The organism is Aminobacter sp. Piv2-1, assembly GCF_037625995.1.
Classification (GTDB): Bacteria; Pseudomonadota; Alphaproteobacteria; order Rhizobiales; family Rhizobiaceae; genus Aminobacter.
Genome location: NZ_JARKMU010000013.1, coordinates 109,518 through 126,846 on the forward strand (window position 1 = coordinate 109,518; position 17,329 = coordinate 126,846).

Annotated in this window: 13 protein-coding genes, 1 tRNA gene and 1 pseudogene; 2 read left to right on the plus strand and 13 right to left on the minus strand. The window is 64.8% G+C overall.

Features of this window, described 5'->3' with window-relative positions:
* Nucleotides 1–100: 100 nt before the first annotated feature.
* Nucleotides 101–1,219 (minus strand): CobW family GTP-binding protein, encoded by a 1,119-nt coding sequence (locus AmiPiv_RS21460; protein ID WP_340040656.1) that lies wholly within the window; start codon nucleotides 1,217–1,219, stop codon nucleotides 101–103.
* Nucleotides 1,216–2,424: a D-alanyl-D-alanine carboxypeptidase family protein gene (locus AmiPiv_RS21465; RefSeq protein WP_340040658.1), complete on the minus strand. Its 1,209-nt coding sequence runs from the start codon at nucleotides 2,422–2,424 to the stop codon at nucleotides 1,216–1,218. The genes AmiPiv_RS21460 and AmiPiv_RS21465 overlap by 4 nt, the downstream gene beginning before the upstream one ends.
* A 212-nt stretch (nucleotides 2,425–2,636) precedes the next feature.
* Here AmiPiv_RS21465 and AmiPiv_RS21470 point away from each other — a divergent pair, with 212 nt between their 5' ends.
* Together AmiPiv_RS21470 and AmiPiv_RS21475 are read left to right on the plus strand one after the other, a co-directional pair.
* Entirely contained in the window at nucleotides 2,637–3,800 is a 1,164-nt protein-coding gene (locus AmiPiv_RS21470; RefSeq protein WP_340040660.1) for a M20 aminoacylase family protein, read from the plus strand.
* A 97-nt stretch (nucleotides 3,801–3,897) separates the two neighbouring features.
* Nucleotides 3,898–3,974, plus strand: a tRNA-Arg gene (locus tag AmiPiv_RS21475).
* Between the two features lie 147 nt (nucleotides 3,975–4,121).
* Here the strand turns inward: AmiPiv_RS21475 and gfa are convergent.
* From gfa to AmiPiv_RS21530, 11 genes and pseudogenes are all read right to left on the minus strand, one after another.
* Nucleotides 4,122–4,685 carry an S-(hydroxymethyl)glutathione synthase gene (gene gfa, locus AmiPiv_RS21480; RefSeq protein WP_340040662.1) on the minus strand — a complete coding sequence of 188 codons (564 nt, stop codon included), beginning with the start codon at nucleotides 4,683–4,685 and terminating at the stop codon, nucleotides 4,122–4,124.
* Nucleotides 4,686–4,767: 82 nt separating this feature from the next.
* A pseudogene (locus AmiPiv_RS21485) lies at nucleotides 4,768–5,112 on the minus strand (S-(hydroxymethyl)glutathione dehydrogenase); the annotation flags it as partial.
* Nucleotides 5,113–5,289: 177 nt separating this feature from the next.
* A complete protein-coding gene (locus tag AmiPiv_RS21490) occupies nucleotides 5,290–5,829 on the minus strand; it encodes an SRPBCC family protein (protein ID WP_340040664.1) in 540 nt (179 codons plus the stop codon).
* Nucleotides 5,826–7,754 (minus strand): hydantoinase B/oxoprolinase family protein, encoded by a 1,929-nt coding sequence (locus tag AmiPiv_RS21495; protein ID WP_340040665.1) that lies wholly within the window; start codon nucleotides 7,752–7,754, stop codon nucleotides 5,826–5,828. Before AmiPiv_RS21495 ends, AmiPiv_RS21490 begins: the two co-directional genes overlap by 4 nt.
* A 14-nt stretch (nucleotides 7,755–7,768) precedes the next feature.
* On the minus strand, nucleotides 7,769–9,820 hold the full coding sequence (locus AmiPiv_RS21500) for a hydantoinase/oxoprolinase family protein (RefSeq protein WP_340040667.1): 2,052 nt from the start codon (nucleotides 9,818–9,820) through the stop codon (nucleotides 7,769–7,771).
* A 188-nt stretch (nucleotides 9,821–10,008) separates the two neighbouring features.
* Entirely contained in the window at nucleotides 10,009–10,950 is a 942-nt protein-coding gene (locus AmiPiv_RS21505) for an ABC transporter permease (RefSeq protein WP_340040669.1), read from the minus strand.
* Nucleotides 10,950–12,086 carry an ABC transporter permease gene (locus tag AmiPiv_RS21510; protein ID WP_340040671.1) on the minus strand — a complete coding sequence of 379 codons (1,137 nt, stop codon included), beginning with the start codon at nucleotides 12,084–12,086 and terminating at the stop codon, nucleotides 10,950–10,952. Before AmiPiv_RS21510 ends, AmiPiv_RS21505 begins: the two co-directional genes overlap by 1 nt.
* Nucleotides 12,079–13,578, minus strand: coding sequence for an ABC transporter ATP-binding protein (locus tag AmiPiv_RS21515; protein ID WP_340040673.1), 1,500 nt, complete (start codon nucleotides 13,576–13,578; stop codon nucleotides 12,079–12,081). Before AmiPiv_RS21515 ends, AmiPiv_RS21510 begins: the two co-directional genes overlap by 8 nt.
* Before the next feature lie 64 nt (nucleotides 13,579–13,642).
* Complete coding sequence (locus AmiPiv_RS21520; protein ID WP_340040675.1) at nucleotides 13,643–14,734, minus strand: BMP family ABC transporter substrate-binding protein; 1,092 nt, start codon at nucleotides 14,732–14,734, stop codon at nucleotides 13,643–13,645.
* Nucleotides 14,735–14,824: 90 nt separating this feature from the next.
* Nucleotides 14,825–15,913, minus strand: coding sequence for a BMP family ABC transporter substrate-binding protein (locus AmiPiv_RS21525; protein WP_340040677.1), 1,089 nt, complete (start codon nucleotides 15,911–15,913; stop codon nucleotides 14,825–14,827).
* A 70-nt stretch (nucleotides 15,914–15,983) separates the two neighbouring features.
* The gene (locus tag AmiPiv_RS21530) at nucleotides 15,984–17,225 is read right to left on the minus strand and encodes an NAD(P)/FAD-dependent oxidoreductase (RefSeq protein WP_340040679.1); all 1,242 of its coding nucleotides are present in this window, start codon (nucleotides 17,223–17,225) and stop codon (nucleotides 15,984–15,986) included.
* Nucleotides 17,226–17,329: the final 104 nt, after the last annotated feature.

The window sequence follows — 17,329 nt, forward strand, 5'->3', positions numbered from 1 at the left end:
CTGAGCTTGTCGAAGGGGCGAGGCGGTGAGGGGGAGAGAGCTGCGGAGGGGCCGTGCAAGGCCCTTCAGGAATTGCCCGACGACAGCTCCCTCTGCCGTCCTACCGGCCGGCAATCGCCAGCGGATTGTTTTCCATGGCCTCGCGGTCGGGCGTGTCGATCGCCGGCTTGTTGACGAAGGCCGAAAACAGGCGTTCGACATAGTCGCGCGGCAGGTCGATACCGATCAGCACCAGGCGCGTGCCGCGGACGCCGTCCGGCCAGGACGGCAGGCGTGCCGGCGGATGCAGCAGCTTCTGCACCCCGTGGATGACCAGCGGCCGCGACGCATCCTCGGCGAGTTCGACGATGCCCTTGATGCGCAAGAGCTTGTCGCCCTGGGTCGACAACAAAAGGTCGAGGAACATCTCGACCGTCGAGAACGGCAGCGCCCCGGCATGCACCAGCGTGAAGGAGCCGACACGCGCGTCATGCTGATGCGCGTGGTCATGATCGTGACCATGGCCGTGGTGATGATGGCCGTCGTGGTGGTGGTGTGCGTGTTCGGCCGCCTCGCCCAGCCAGCGGCGGACGTCGGCGGTCTTGGTGGCGGGGTCGTAGAGGCCGCATTGCAGGAGCTGCGCCACCGCCCCCTCGCCCGCCCGGCGGATTTCGGCGCCGGGATTGATGCGGCGCAGCCGTTCCGCAAGCGCGTCGATCCATTCGGGATCGTCGACCAGGTCGGACTTGGTGAGCACCAGGCGGTCGGCCACGGCCACCTGCTTGACCGCCTCGACATGGGCGTCAAGCGTGGCGGCGCCGTTGACCGCGTCGATGACCGTGACGACGCCGTCCAGCCGGAAGGCATGCACCAGCGCCGGATGCCCCATGATCGACTGCAGCACCGGCACCGGGTCGGCGAGCCCGGTGGTCTCGATCACCACGCGCGCCAGCCGCTGGATGCGGCCGGTCTGCAGGCGGTCGACCAGGTCGGCCAGCGTGTCGACGAGCTCGCCGCGCACCGTGCAGCACAGGCAGCCGTCGGAAAGCTCGATCACGCCGTCGGAGGCCTTCTCGACCAGTAGATGATCGATGGCGACGTCGCCGAACTCGTTGATGATGACGGCCGTGTCGGTGAGCGCCGGATCCTTGAGCAGGCTGTTGAGCAGCGTGGTCTTGCCGGCGCCGAGGAAACCCGTCAGCACCGACACCGGGATCGGGAACGCGGCCTGCGGGTTCACGACCGGGCCTTGGTCGCCTGGGCCTGGACCGCGGGCGCCGCCCCGTCCGGGGCAGGCATGTCCGGCCGCCAGGTCGGCAGCGGCACGTCGGCATATTCGACCGGATCGCGGCCGGCGAGTGCCTTCGGCACGGGTCCGCTGGCGCCTCCGAGCGCGACGGCGACCCAGACGCGCTCGCGCGTCATCTCGGGGATGATCGAGACCTTTTCCGGCGCAGCCGCGGCCCCAGCCTTTTCCGGCGCGGCGCTCGCCTCGGCCTTCTCGGGCGCGGCACCCGCCTCTGTCGGCGCCGGACCGTCGGAGGCGACGGCCTTGGCCTTGGGCGAGCAGACCTGTTCGCGCATGCTGGTGGCGATCGCGCGACCATCGCCATAGGGCGCAAGCCCGGCGACGGTTACCGAACTGCCGGCGCGGCCGAAGCCGCCCTGCAGCAGTTCCGCGGCTTCCTCGGCGCGGTCGTCGGGGGAGCCCGCGCCGAGTACGATGGCGGCAAGCGTCCGGCCGTCGCGGGTGGCAGAGGCGATCAGGTTGAAGCCGGATTCGCAGACGAAGCCCGTCTTCATGCCGTCGGTTCCGGGGAAGCGGCCGACCAGGGGATTGAAGTTCTTCAGCCTCTTCTTGCCGGCGACGATGCCTTCGATGTTGAAGTACGAGGCGTATTGCGGGAACTCGAGCCTGATCGCCCGGACCAGGATCGCGAGATCGCGCGCCGTCGTGTACTGGTCGGGCTCATGCAGGCCGTTGGCATTGACCCAATGGCTGTCGACCATGCCCAGCCGCTGCGCCTCGGCGTTCATGCGGTCGGCGAAGGCCTCCTGCGAGCCGCCGACATTCTCGCCGATGGCGGCGGCAATATCGTTGGCGGACTTGACCATGATGATCTTGATGGCGTTGTCGAGGGTCAGCACCGAGCCCGGCTTGTAGCCCATCTTGCTGGGCGGCATCGACGCCGCCTTCTTGCTGATCTTGATCGGCGAATCGAGCGCCAGTTCGCCCGCCTGGACGGCGCGGAACGCGGTGTAGGCGGTCATCAGCTTGGTGAGCGAGGCGGGATGCCAGCGCTTGAAGGCGTCCTGATGCTCGATGACGGCGCCGGTGTTGACGTCGAAAAGCAGGGCCGGATTGGCGGCGGCGGGGGCTGCGCCGATCGCGGTTGCGGCCAGAAGGCCGATCACGATGCTCCTGACGAACTCAATCTTCATCATCTAATCCGAAATCGCCTCTTGCCGATCATAACCGGCCGTCCATAAGATTTCCGTAAACCGGGATGGGAACGCTCGAGCCGGTCAAAGCCTGGCATCGGCGTCGCCGCCGCTGCTAAATAGCCTATGTGACGCCAAGATGGCAGAGCTTGCGCGATCACAATTGCGAATCCGGGAACCTCGCGGTTCCCCCAGACAGGAAGCCGAGACACAACATGCCGATCCTGAACCGAGCCGCGGAAATGCAGGAAGAGATCGCCGGCTGGCGCCGCCACCTGCACGAGAAGCCGGAGCTGAACTTCGACGTCTTCGAGACCGCCGATTTCGTCACCGCCAAGCTCAAGGAGTTCGGCTGCGACGAGATCGTGACCGGCCTCGGCAAGACCGGCGTGGTCGGCCTCATCAGGGGCAGCCTCGGCGCCGGCGGCGTGGTCGGCCTGCGCGCCGACATGGACGCCCTGCCGATCGAGGAGATCACCGGCAAGCCCTATGCCTCCAAGGTGCCGGGCAAGATGCATGCCTGCGGCCATGACGGCCACACCGCCATGCTCCTGGGCGCCGCCAAATATCTCGCCGAGACGCGCAACTTCGCCGGCGCGGTGGCCGTCATCTTCCAGCCCGCGGAGGAAGGCGGCGGCGGCGGCAACGAGATGGTCAAGGACGGCATGATGGAGCGCTTCGGCATCCAGAAGGTGTTCGGCATGCACAACATGCCGAGCCTGCCGGTGGGCCAGTTCGCCATCCGTCCGGGCGCGATCATGGCGGCGACGGCCGAGTTCACCATCACCGTCAAGGGCAAGGGCGGGCATGCGGCGATCCCCCACCGCGCCATCGACCCGATCGTCGCCGGCAGCCAGCTGGTGGCGGCACTGCAAACCATCGCCGCGCGCTCGACCGACCCGGCCGAAGCCATCGTCGTCTCGGTGACCAAGTTCAACGCCGGAACCGCCTACAACATCATCCCCGGGCAGGCGGTGCTGGCCGGCACCGTGCGGACGCTCAAGAAGGACGTGGCGAAGATGGCCGAGGAGCGCATGGGCGCCATCTGCCGCGGCGTGGCGGAGGCCACGGGCACGGAAATCGAACTCGACTACGACGCCAACTATCCGGTCACCTTCAACCACCCCGAGGAAACGGTCTTCGCCGGCGACGTGGCCGCCAGGATCGCCGGCGACGCGCAGGTGCACCGGGCCATTCAGCCGCTGATGGGCGGCGAGGACTTCTCCTACATGCTGGAGGCACGCCCCGGCGCCTTCATCTTCATCGGCAACGGCGACAGCGCCAATCTCCACCACCCCGCCTACGACTTCAACGACGAGGTGATCCCGCACGGCGTGAGCTATTGGGTGCGGCTGGCGGAGACGGCGCTCGCGACCTGATCGCGGTGCAGAAAAGTGCGGACCGGCCCCGAACTTGGCCGGCCCCGCCAAAAACCATTGGCGAATCCGCTCGAAGCCGCTATGTGTGCAGCCGAGTGGTCCCGTAGCTCAGTAGGATAGAGCGGCAGATTCCTAATCTGTAGGTCACAGGTTCGATTCCTGTCGGGATCACCATACGGTTATCTTCACATGACAACCGATCAGCGGGCGGAACCGCGGCCTCGCGCAGCTACGGCCGCGCAGGGCATGTGAGCGGCAGCGCAAACGGCGTCGGCACCTCATTGGAACCGACGCTCCGCTTGCGGCTCGCAGGACCTGGAATCAGGCCAACACCCCGTTCTTCTTCGCCGTCCAGGTGGCGATGTAGTCCATCAGGGCCGGGGAGAGGCAGTCATACGGCGCAAGGCCAAGCTCGTTGAGTCTTTTGCGGATGCCGTCCATCGCCGACGGATCGACGCCGGCTTCGATGACCGAAGAGACGAAGGCCGCGAAGCCAGGCGCGGACCAGCCATTCTCCTGGAACCGCTCCGGGTGGATGAAGTCGAGGCCCTTGAACGGATGGGCGCGCTCGACCGGGCCGTACATGTGGACGCCGCATTCGGTGCAGGCATGGCGCTGGATCAGCGCGCCCGGATCGACCACCGCTAGCTTGTCGCCGTTTTCGAGAACCTCGACGTTTTCGTGCGCGGTGACCGCGACGATGGAAAAGGTTGCGCCATCAGGCTTCCAGCATTTCGTGCAGCCGCAGGCGTGATTGTGGGCGACGTCGCCCTTGATCTTCACCTTCACAGGCCGGTCGGCACAGGCGCAGACCAGGGTTCCGCCGGCAAAGCCGCCCGTTCCCGGCTTGACGCCACGATCGATGGCAGGGTGCAACGATTTCATGTTCTCCTCCATTGCCGGGGCATGCTTCGGCTGGCGGGCCCGGCTGACCGCAGCCAAGATCAGACGACAAAGGCCATCGGGGTCAGAACAGGACGACCGATCGGATGGACTTGCCCTCGTGCATCAGGTCGAAGGCGGTGTTGATCTCATCGAGCGGCATTGCGTGGGTGATGAGATCGTCGATGTTGAACTTGCCCTCCATGTACCAGTCGACGATCCCGGGCACGTCGGTACGCCCGCGCGCACCACCGAAGGCCGTGCCCTTCCAGACCCGGCCGGTCACCAGTTGGAACGGACGCGTCGTCCTTGCCGGTCTCTCGCGCGGATTGGCAAAATGGGTCATTCCGAACCTGCGCGCCATATCTGCTTTTGCGGGATTTATATCCACGCCGATGATCTTGTCGGCCTCGACCATGCGGGCACCCCGACGGCGGCACGTGATTTCAACTGGATTCTCCTTCGCGGCAAACCAGGCCCGGCAATCCACCACGATCAAAGGGGCACCGCCCCACCACATCAAAATTGGTGAAGCGCGACGATCAGTTCCCCGCTAGAGGCGGCCCGCCGGTCACATGACACTGGGGCCGCCCGTGATCGAAAACGGTCAGGAGCCGGATCGCTTGAAGTATGACTTCATGACCATGCCGGCGACTTTCAGGGCGCTGATCTCGTTCGACTGGGCTGACGCTTCCGATGCCTCTCCCGACAGGCGGGCTTCGACATTCTTGACGAACTGCCCGATCAACACGTTTGCGGTCTCAGTGACGATGCCGGTACGGCCGAACTGGGCGATGGGCCCGGCAAGCTGGATATCCGCGTCGATGCTGACGAGCGTGGCGGAACCGGCCTCCTTGAGCTGGTAGTCCATAACCAGCCTGGAGCGGCTGCCGCCCTTCTTGTCGATGCCGCGCCCTTCGGCCCGGCCGACGAAGCTGGCCGGGTCCGCCGTTACCTGCGCCTCTCCCTCGAAGGAAGCACCGAACGGGCCGAGCTTGATGCCGACCCGACCGGCATAGAGGCCGTCGCCCTTGTTCTCGGTAAGTTCGGCGCCGGGCATGCAAGCTGCGACGGCGGGAACATCCTGGAACAAATCCCAGACGGCAGGAAGGGGCCGTGCCACTTCGAAGGATTGACTGATCTTCATGCCTCACTCCCAGTGTCATGCGGACCAAGTTTCGCTACCGGCTTTGCGTACCAGCCGGCATCCGGGTCGGTCCATCCGTCCGGCCGGCTAATTTTCCCGGCGACCTTAAGGTCGTCGAAATATCGACCGCGGTCGAACATCGGCGGCGTGCCGCGCTCCTTCGCCAGCTTGCTGCGCCGGGCGGCCGTCGCCGCGGCATCGGCCGTCCAGTTGCGACCGGACTTTACGAGCTCGACCCCATAGTCGTCGCGTGCCGATTCCGGCGACACCAGCCCGCACTGGACATCTTCGACCACCTTTTCGAGCGGACGCTGCAAAGGGTCGCCCCAGCCGCCGCCGCCGGTCGTAACGATGGTGATCGAGGCACCAACCGGCACGGTGACGGTATCGCACATGCCCGGGTGAACGGTCTCGCCGCCGTCGACATCGCTGACCGACACCTGATAGTTGGCGCCAGCCTTGCCGCCGTTGACACCGTAGCAGCCGAGCAGCGATCGGTCAGCGTTGGAGATCAGGCGGCAATCGCCCAGCATCTTGATACGCTTGTCATAGCCGAAGCCGCCGCGATGGTAGCCAGGACCGCCCGATCCCTGCTTCAGGCCGAGGCGCTCGACCAGGATCGGATAGCGCGTCTCGGAAAACTCGGCCGGCAGGTTTTTCGAGTTGGGCACGATATGGACCACGTCCGAGCCGTCGGCCCAGGGTCGGCCCGGGCTGCCCCCGCCCAGCACCTCGCGGAAGAGGAAGAAATTGTCCTGCGTGTTGCCACCGGTGACACCCCAGATACGGATCGTCTCGTGGTCGGCCGGCATCATGCCGTCGGTCGCCTTGGACAGGCATGCCGCAAACGAGCCGAGGGTTCGCAGCATCAGGAAGAAGCGCATGCCCGTCGGCTTTCCGAAGGTCGGCGTGATCAGCGTGCCTTTTTCGGGGAAGACCACGTCGATGACGTCGAGCACGCCCTCGTTGGAATCGATCTCCGCCGCCCGCTCGGGCGAGGAAGCAAGCGAGCGCAGCGTCGGCGCCAGCCATTTCCGGAAGTAGCGGCCCTCCATTTCGTCGAGCGACCAGTTGATCGGCCCCTTCGCCTCGGGGTCCGTCCCGGTGAAGTCGAGGATGATCTTCTCGGGCGTCTTGATCATCTTGATGCGCAGGGCGTGCAGCCGGGCTTCTTCGACGCCGTCCGCCTCGATGTAGTCTTCGAAGTGATACTCGCCGTCCTTGATGCGCGGAAGGATCTCGCGGCGGAAGATTTCCGCAGTGTTCTTCAGGATCTGGTCGAAAGCGGCTTCCAGGGTGTCGACACCATACCGCTCCGCGAGCGTGACGATGCGCCGGGAACCGAGCTTCGCCGCGCCGATTTCGGCATCGAGATCGCCAGCCAGATGTTCCGACAGCCGCGAATTGCGCACGATGATCTTGAACGCCGCCTCGTTGAGCTTGCCCCGCTCATAGAGCTTGATCGGCGGGATCAGCACGCCTTCCATCCAGCTGTCGGTGGCGTGCACGGGAAGGCTGCCCGGCACGGCGCCGCCGATGTCGTCGTGGTGACCGAACACCTGGCTGAAGCCGATGAGCCGTTCGCCGTGGAAGATCGGCACGGTCGTGCAGAGGTCGGGTACGTGGCCGATGCCGCCGCAGGAATTGTACGGATCGTTCCAGAAGAAGACGTCGCCGGGATGGATGTTGTCGGCACCAAAATATTCGAACACCGGCTCCACGATCGCCGAGTAGGAGCGGCCCGTCAGCTTCCGGCCCTTGGCGTCGAACAACGCGACACGATAGTCGTGCTGGTCGCGGATCATCGGCGAGCGCGCGGTGCGCTCCACCGCCGCCTCGATCTCCAGTTCCGCAGCGCGGATGGTACCATGGATCACCTCGAGCTCGATCGGGCCGAGGGTCGTGCGCTTTGTCTTGTCAAGCATGTGGTGTCCTCCGCTTAGGCGTTCTTGTCCAGGATGAGGTTGCCGTACTTGTCGGCGCGGACGCTCCAGCTCGCCGGAACCACGACGGTCGAGCCGTATTCTTCGACGATCGCCGGGCCGGCTATCTGCTGTCCGACGGCAAGCTCGGTTCGATTGTAGAGAGGGCAGTCCACCCAGCCGGTGGCGCGCCAGTAGGCCATCCGGTGGCCGAACGGCCTAGCGGCATCGCGGGCGACCATGTCCGGCTTGAGATTTGGACGGTGCTGGACGCCGACCGCCTGGACGCGCAGATTGACCACCTCGACGTCCTGTTCACCCTCATAGTGGAAACCGAACGTCTGGTCGTGAACGCGGTGGAAATCCTTGAACAGGTGGGCAATCGCGGCTTCTCCGCCGAGATCGGAGGGAATGTCGACCTGCACCTCGTGGCCCTCGCCGAAATAGCGGACGTCGGCGACGCGGCGGATCTCGATCTTGTCCTTGGCGATGCCTTCGGCCGCGATGTCGGCGATGCCGCCACGCACCAGATCGTCCCAGGCGGTAAGGATTTCGGCGGCATCGGCCGTCGACTGCCGGCGCACCATGGTGCGGATGTAGTCGCGCCGCACGTCGGAGACATGCAGGCCGAAGGCGCAGAGATTACCCGGGTTTGGGGGCGACACGATGGTGCGCACGTCGAGGAAGTCGGCCACTTCGGCGGCAAACAGCCCCCCAGCACCTCCGAATGCGACCATGGCGTAGGCACCCGGATCGCGCCCGCGGGTCGTCGTCACCTGGCGGATGCCGAACACCTGATTGACGGCTGCGATCTCGAGGGCGCCTGCGGCGACCTCCTCCGCCGACATGCCGAACTCGGCGCCCAGTTTCCTATATGCCTCACGCGCGGCATCGGCATCTAGCTTGATCGCCCCGCCGATGAGCGCCGCCGGCAGTCGTCCAAGGGAAATGGCGGCATCGGTCACGGTCGGCTTGGTGCCGCCCTTGCCATAGCAGATCGGGCCCGGATCGGCCCCAGCGCTCTTCGGCCCGACCTTCAGCTGGCCATAGGGATCGATCCAGGCGATCGAGCCGCCGCCGGACCCGACGGTGACGATGTCGAGCATCGGCGTCTTGACCGGATAGCTCTCGACCATCGAGGCCGAGGTGTACATGGGGGTGTAGTTCTCGATGATCGCGACGTCGGTCGAGGTCCCGCCGACGTCGACGGTGAGGATGTCCTTGTAGCCGGCGAGATGCGCCATGTGGATCGAGCCAAGGATGCCAGCCGCCGGCCCCGAGAGCAGCATCGTCACCGGCTTCTCGCCGGCGGTGGAGTGCTTCACCACGCCACCGTTCGACTGCATGATCAGGAACGGAATATCGCCCGACTGAGCGCGAATGCGATCGGCGGCATTCTGCAGATAGGTTTTGCAGTAAGGCTTCACCAGCACGTCGATGAGCGTCGTCATCGCGCGCTCGTATTCGCGGTATTCGGGCAGCACCACCGACGACAGCGAGACGAAGACATCGGGGAAATGCTCCTTGATCAGCGCGCCGATGCGCTGCTCATGAGCGTCGTTGGCGTAGGCATGAAGCAGGCAAACGCCGATGCAGGTCACCCCGTCCTCGACCAGCTCGCGCACCGCCTGCAGCGTCTCGGCCTCATCGAGCGATTGGAGTTCCTCGCCCGCAAAGGTCATGCGACCGCCGACCTCACGAACCAGATGAAGCGGCACCAGGCGCGGCGGCTTGACCCAGAAGAAGGAGTTGCCATAGCCGTCTGGAACCGACTGCCGGGCGATCTCGATCATGTGGCGGAAGCCGCGCGTCACGACCAGCCCCAGCCCGTCGAACTTGTGTTCGAGGACGGCATTGGTCGCCACCGTCGACCCATGCAGCAGCATCTGCAGGTCTTCGTCCTTGCCCCCGGTTTCCTCTAGAACCCGACGGACGCCGTTCAAAAGACCGACGCTCGGATCAGCCGGCGTCGAGGGCGTTTTCACCGCAGTGATCTGCCCCGTCGCTTCGTCGATCGCAACCACGTCGGTAAAGGTACCGCCCGTATCGATGGCAATTCGCAGGCCCATTGGTTCTCCTCCGTATCCACATATTAGATATTGCATTCACATGTTGCAGAAAGCGAACTTCAAATCAAGCGGCTATCTCCAAAATATGGATATCATCGCCTCTATTCGGATAATTCGTATTGATGCCCGGCGGCAGTGTTCGGACGGCTGCGCCACGACCGCGCGCCGCCCGCCTGAAACTGCGTCGGTTACCGACGCTCTTCCCGCAGATATGGCTGTCCGAGCCCGCGCGGTTCGTCGAACCGCCTCTCGCTGCTCTTGTTCAGGTTGGCGTAGACCATGACCGCCAGCGTCGCTATGTAGGGCGTCATCAGCATGAAGTATTGCGGCACCTGCAGGCCGACTGCGGCAACGCGCGGGATCAGAGCCTCGATGCCGCCGAACAAGACGGCGCCGGCGAGAGCCCGCCAAGGCTGCCAGCGCGCAAAGATCACCAGCGCGACCGCAATCCACCCCCGGCCGCCGGACATGCCCTCGACCCACATCTTGGCGACACCGACCGAGAGGTAGGCTCCCGCCAGACCGACGATCGCCGCGCCCGCGACGATCGCGCCGTAGCGGTAGAGTGTAACGCTCGTGCCTGCGGCATCGGCGGCTTCGGGGGCATCGCCGACGGCGCGCAGCCGAAGCCCGACCATGGTGTGCGACATCAGGTACGCCACGGCAAAGAAGATCGGCAGCGTCAGGTACACCAGCATGTCCTGGCGAAACAGGATCGGACCGAGCACTGGAATATCGGCCAGAGGCCCGAACGGTATCCGCTCGAGACCGGCAATCGGTCGATTGGTCCATCCCTGCTGGGTACCGATCAATCCGGTCAGGCCCTGGGCCAGGAATACCATGACCAGGCCGGCCACCACCTGATTGACCCTGAGCGTCACGGCCATCAGCGCAAACACCAGTGACAGTGCAGCCGCCGCCAGCGCTCCCGCGGCGAAGGCAACCAATGCATGGTCGCCGATCACGACGGAGGCGCCGGCTCCCGCCAGAGCCCCCATGAGCAGATAGCCCTCGGCCCCCAGCGAAAGGACGCCGGATTTCTCCGTGACGATCAGGCCGAGTGCGGCGAGCGCGAAGGGCACGGCGAACGCCGGAACATTGGCTGCCCAGTTGACGAGGAAGTCGATCATCACGATCCCCTGTGAATGCGGCGGATGCGGTAGCGTATGAAGAACTCCGAAGCCGCGACGCAGATCACCACCACCGCCTGCACGAGTTGCACGACCGAGCCGGGAATCTGGTAGAAGACCTGCAGGCTCTGGCTGGCGATGAACAATGTCGCCACGCACAGTGCCACCAGCACGGCCCCGAGCGGATTGTTGCGCGCGAGGAACGCGATCAAAATCCCGGAGAAGCCATAGCCAACAAAGAAGCTCTGCGTCATCCGGTACTCGACTCCGGCGCTGATGACAAAGCCCGCAACGCCGGAGAGTGCGCCCGACAGCAGCGCTGCACCCACGGTGACTGCGACGACCGGCAAGCCCATCGCCGCGGCCATGCGCGGATTGGCCTGGACGACGCGGGTGAAATAGCCGTAGCGACTGACGTTCAGCAGCCACCAGATGACTGCCGTCAGGACAAGCGCCAATGGCAGCGCATAGGTCAGGCTCTCCCACCCAACCGTCGCGAGCCGCTCCGTTGCCTCGTACTGCTCCGAGTTCGGGAAGCTGCTCTTCGGATCCTTCCACGAGCCATAGAGGAGATGAAGCAGGAGGTTGAACGCCACGTAGTTGAGCAGCAGCGTCGAGATGATCTCGTTGACGCCATAGCGGAGGCGCAGCAGCGCCGGGATCAGCATCCAAATCATGCCGCCCAAAGCAGCGGCGAAGAACATGGTTGCCAGCCGCATCGGCGCCGGCCCGACATTGCCGATGGCCACCGCCGTCGCCGCAATCGAACCGAGGATCATCTGCCCCTCGATGCCGATGTTCCAGAAGCGCACCCTGAACGCCACGGCCGCGGCAAGCCCGACGATGAGCAGCGGTGCGGCTTGTGTCAGCACGTCCGCCAGGCTGCGCGGGGTGGAAAAGATCGAAAAGACGAATTCGTTGGCGAGGTCGGAGAAGCCGACGCCGGACGCCACGAGGATCAGCGCGGCAATGAACAGGCCCGCACCGACACCGCAAGCAAGGGCGACAGCCTGATACCAGGCCGGTGCATGCTGGCGAACCTCGAGATTGAACCGGCCAAACCCGTGTCGTTTGCGCCGCTGATCGGGATTGCCGACCGCAAGCGCGGGCGGGACGTTGTGTTCGATATCAGTCATGGTGCACCATCGCCATTCCCACCGCCTGCCGGTCGACTGGCGCGGCAAACTCCCGTGCGATCCTTCCGCGGCTCATCACCCCGATGCGGTCAGACAACAGCAGGATTTCATCGAGATCCTCGCTGATCAGCAGAACGGCGGCACCGCTGTCGCGCGCATCGCGCAGTCTTTGGTGCACTGCCGCCGTCGCACGCACGTCGAGACCGCGGCTTGGGCTGTGCACGACGACCACCCGCGGCAGCGTCGCAAATTCGCGCGCGATGACCAGCTTCTGGGCGTTTCCTCCCGACAGCAGCGCGGTCTTCTGGCGTGGACCTCGCACGCCGTTGACTTCGAATGTCGAGACCGCGGCGGCCGTCTCGGCTTGCGCGGCGCGGCTGTCGACACGCGCCCAGCCGCCGAACCGGTGCGAACGAATGCCGTGCACCGCGTAGTTGTCGGTGACCGACAGGTCGCCGGCGAGAGCGTATGTCTGGCGGTCGGCGGGTATCGAAACGATGCCCAGTTCGCGGCGACGGCGGGCGCCGTCTCCGCCGATCTCGCCAACCCCGTCGAATTCGATGCTGCCGGACACAGGGCGCAGCACGCCCATCAAGATTTCGGCCAATTCGGACTGTCCGTTGCCGCCGACGCCAGCGATGCCGTAGATCTCGCCCCGGCGCAGCTCCAAGCTGGCATCGGCGAGCGCGCGATGGCCATCGGCGCGAAGGCCGGCAACGCCGGTCAGCTTCAAGATCGGTGCGCCCGGGGCGGTAGCCGGCTTGCGGACCTCTGCCTGGACGTCACCGACAATCAGTGCCGTCAGCTCGTCGATCGAGCGCGACTTCGGATCGACGGAGGCGACGGTGCGGCCGCCGCGCATGACGGTCACCCGATCGGCGAAACGCTGCACCTCCGCCAGCTTGTGGGTTACCAGCACGACGGCGGCACCCTGGCCGGCCAGTTGCCGCATCACGCCGAGCAAGGCCTCGGCTTCCTTGTCGGTCAGCACCGCGCTCGGCTCGTCAAGGATGAGGATGCGCGCGCCCTCGACCAGCACCTTGAGAATCTCGACGCGCTGCTGTTCGGCAACCGACAGCGCACCGACGGGGCGCTTCAGGTCGACCTCGAAGCCGATTGCTTCGCTCTGGCGCCGGATCGATGCCTCGACATCGGCGATGCTCTTACCGTAACGCCCCTTGCCGCATGCAAGAAGCACGTTCTCAAGCGCATTGAATGCCTTAACCAGCTTGTAGTGCTGGTGCACCATGCCAATGCCCAGCCGCTTGGCTGCTATCGGCCCGTCGATCAGGACGTCGCGGCCCTCGATGCTGATGCGTCCCTCGTCGGGTTGGTAAAGGCCGGCAGCGACATTCATCAATGACGACTTGCCGGCCCCGTTCTCGCCGAGCAGAGCATGCACCTCGCCCGGCGCCACTGAGAAGGACGCGGCCGACAGCGCATGGAAGCCGTCGAACGACTTTGACACGCCTGAAAGTTCCATCGCCATCATGATTGCAATCCTGACTCAACGCTTCCGGGAGAAAGGCCGCGGCGCGGACCGCCGCGGCTACGTTTCACTGCTGGCTGACGACTCCGGGCACATACCAATCCATCGCCCACAGGTCCGCGTCATTCAGGACGGCCCCTGCCGGAATACGCTCCTTGCCGTCGCGGTCCTTGAGGGGGCCGGCGTAGACCTTCTTCGTGCCGTCGATGATCGCCTGGCGTTCCGCCTGGATCTTGGCGGCGGCATCTGCCGGTACGCCCGGACCGCAGCAGGATATGTCGGTGCCGCCGTCCTTGATGGAAGCGAAGAACCCGTATTCGTTGGGCTTCCAGGCGCCCTTCTCGATGTCGGCGACGATCGGCGAGAGCAGGCGATCCCAAACCCAGGATGACGTGCAAAGCATCGTCTTCGGCGTGAGCGACGACAGATCGAGATGATGGCCGGTTGCGTAGATGCCACGTTCCTGGGCAACCATCTGGGTTGCCGTCGTCGCTCCGTGCTGGCCGAGGACGTCCATGCCCTGCTCCGCCAGAGCAACGGCGGCGCTACGCTCCTTGACGACGTCGTTCCAGGATCCTGTGTAGATCACCGTCACGGTGGCCTTCGGGTTCATCTGCTGCGCGCCCATCGCGAAGGCGTTGATTGCCCAATTGACCAGGCCGAACGGATTGGGCGCCACGTAGCCAATCTTGCCTGTCTTGGAGGCTGCACCTGCTGCCATGCCGCACAGATACTGGCTCTCGTAAGTGCGGCCGTAGAAGCTCTCGAGGTTCGGACCGTTGGTCGTTCCAGCACCGTTCAAGAAGGCGACATCGGGATATTTTTCGGCCAGTTCCTTGAAGGCGTCGGAATATCCGAATGCCGTGCCGATGATGATGTTCACGCCCTTGCTGATAAGGAGCTCGACAGCCGGGCGAACGGCTGTCGCGTTTTCGGGGATGTTCTCGACCAATGCGATCTTGATCCCCAGATCGGACTCCATCTTCTTTCTGGCATTCTCGAACGCCTCGGACCACGCCTTGTCGTCCTTTGGCGAGTACATGATCATCGCCACCTTTGGCGGACCGGCGAGCTTGAAGGCGGCTTGCGCCGACGCAGAGGCCACGGTGACCAGTGCGCAAGCAGCCACTGCGAGTAAGCTTACAAAAAACCTGCTCATGAGACCCTCCATTTGTCTGGTTGAAAATCCTGACTGCTTGGAATTCTCCGAGACCGGAGGGCGCTCCCTCTTCGCTCGCCCTAGAGACGGTCACTGCTGGCTGATCACACCGTCGACGTACCAGTCCATGCTCCAGAGGTCCGCGTCGCCCAGCACGGCACCGGTCGCCACACGCTCCTTGCCGTCGCGGTCCTTGAGCGGACCGCCATAGACCTGCAGCTTGCCGTCGACGATCGCCTGGCGAGTGGCCTTGACCTTGTCGGCGACTTCCTTGGGCACGGCCTCGCCGCAACAGGCGACATCGGTGCCGCCCTCCTTGATCGACAGGAAGGCGCCATAGGGGCTCGGCTCCCAGGTACCGGCTTCGATCTTCTTGATTTCCGGAAGCAGGAAACGATCCCACACCCAGACCGAGGAACACTGCGTCGCCTTCGGTGCGAACTCCGAGAGGTCGCGATGGTGGCCGGTGCTGTAGATGCCTTTTTCCTGTGCCACCAGCTGCACCGCAGGCGTATCGACATGCTGGCCGATGACGTCGATGCCCTGCTCGGCGAGGGCTTCGGCAGCGGCGCGCTCCTTGACCGGATCGTTCCAGGCGCCGGTGAAGACGACGGTGACGGTTGCCTTTGGATTGACCTGACGGGCGCCCATCGCATAGGCGTTGACCGTCCAGTTCACGAGGCCGAAGGGATTGGCCGCAACGAAGCCCAGCTTGCCGCTCTTGGAGGCGCCGGCTGCCGCCATGCCGCACAGATACTGGCTCTCGTAGGTGCGGCCGTAGAAGCTTTCGAGGTTCGGGCCGTTGGTCGTGCCCGCCGGATTGAGGAAGGCGACGTCGGGATACTTCTCGGCGAGTTCCTTGAACGTGTCGGAATAGCCGAAGGCCGAGCCGATGATGACGTTGAAGCCACGCTGGATCAAAAGCTCCACTGCTGGACGGATCGCAGTGGCATTTTCCGGCACGTTCTCGATCACGGGGATGGAGACGCCCAGCTCCTTTTCCATGCGCTGGCGCGCCTCGTCCAACGCTTGCGACCAGCCGCCGTCGTTCTTCTTGGTGAAGACGACCAATGCGATTTTCGCGGGACCGGAGAGCTTGAAGGCAGCATCTGCCATCGAGGTTGCGGCAACCAACGCAATGGCACCCACGGCAAGCGATTTGCAATATCTTCCAACCATCGGATCCTCCATCAGACCGATTGAACAAAATTGACTTGTTTTCGGATGCGCCGCCCTGCGAGCGCGGGGTCTATGAGGTCGTGGCCTTCTCGAAGGCGGCCATGCCCTCGCCCCAGCTGGCGCGACGCTCGATCAATGTCTTGCTGAGCATCAGGCTCCTTGCCTCGTTCATGGCCAGTGCACCGACCAGGCGGTCGCCGCGGCGATACCAGGCCAGGAACCTGCGCTCGGCGACCGCGCCCTCGACAATGCGGATCTCGTCGGCTGCGGTGATGCCGGCAAACTGAATGCGCACGCCGTATTGGTCCGACCAGAAATAGTTGCTGCCGTGGAATGGCAGCTGTTCGCCGGCATTGGCGAGTAAGTTGCGGGCGACGTGACGGCCCTGCTCCACCGCATTGGTCCATTGCTCACCGCGCATGCGCTGGCCGAACAGTTCGTTCGGCCAAGACGCAACGTCGCCGGCGGCGTAGACGCCCGTGGCCGGGGTCGAGAGCGTGGCATCGCAAACCACGCCATTGTCGAGCGGCAGCCCGGACCCGGCCAGCCAGTCCACAGTCGGCACAACGCCGATGCCGACGACCAGCAGATCGCAGTCGATCGCCGTCCCGTCGGTGAGGCGGACGCGCTCCACGCGACCGCTGCCCTCGATGGAAGCGATCGACACACCCTTGAGGAGCCGGGTGCCATGGTCGGCATGCAGCCCGGCGCAGGCGATACCCATGTCGTCGCCCAGCGCACGTGCCAGTGGCGCCGGCGAAGCCTCGACGATCGTAACCTCCAAACCCAGCTCGCGGGCACTCGCAGCGACTTCGGATCCTATGAACCCGGCACCGACGACAACCACGCGGGGAGCGTTTGCCAAAGCATCGCGAATTGCCACTCCGTCAGCGAGGGTCCTGAGTTCGTGGACGCCGGCCAGATTGACGAGGCTGCCCAACCGGCGCGGCGCAGCCCCTGTGCAGATTATTAGGTGATCAAAATCAACGGACCCATTGTTGGTCTTCAGGCAATGTCCGTGAAGGTCGAGACCGTCGATCCGATGCTCGAGCAGCAAATCGATGCTGAGCTTCTTGTAATACTCGGCGTCGCGATAGATGGCCTTCTCCACCGATGTGGTTCCGACCAGCAGGCTCTTGGAAAGCTGCGGCCGGTCATAGGGCGCAACCGCTTCGGCGGTGAGCATCCTGATAGAGCCGTCGAAACCCTGGCGCCGCAATTCCTCCGCGGCCCGCAAGCCGGCCAAACCACCGCCGGCGATAGCGACACGCCGGCGGTGATGGGGAGGATGGCTGACGCTTGGCTTTATCATGGCATTACTTGACCTTGCGCCCGCCTCGGCACTGGAAGCCAAGAACTGGGCGGCTGCATCCTGTCGGTGACCCGAAGGTCCGTTCAGTCAGTTGGTAGGCGGCC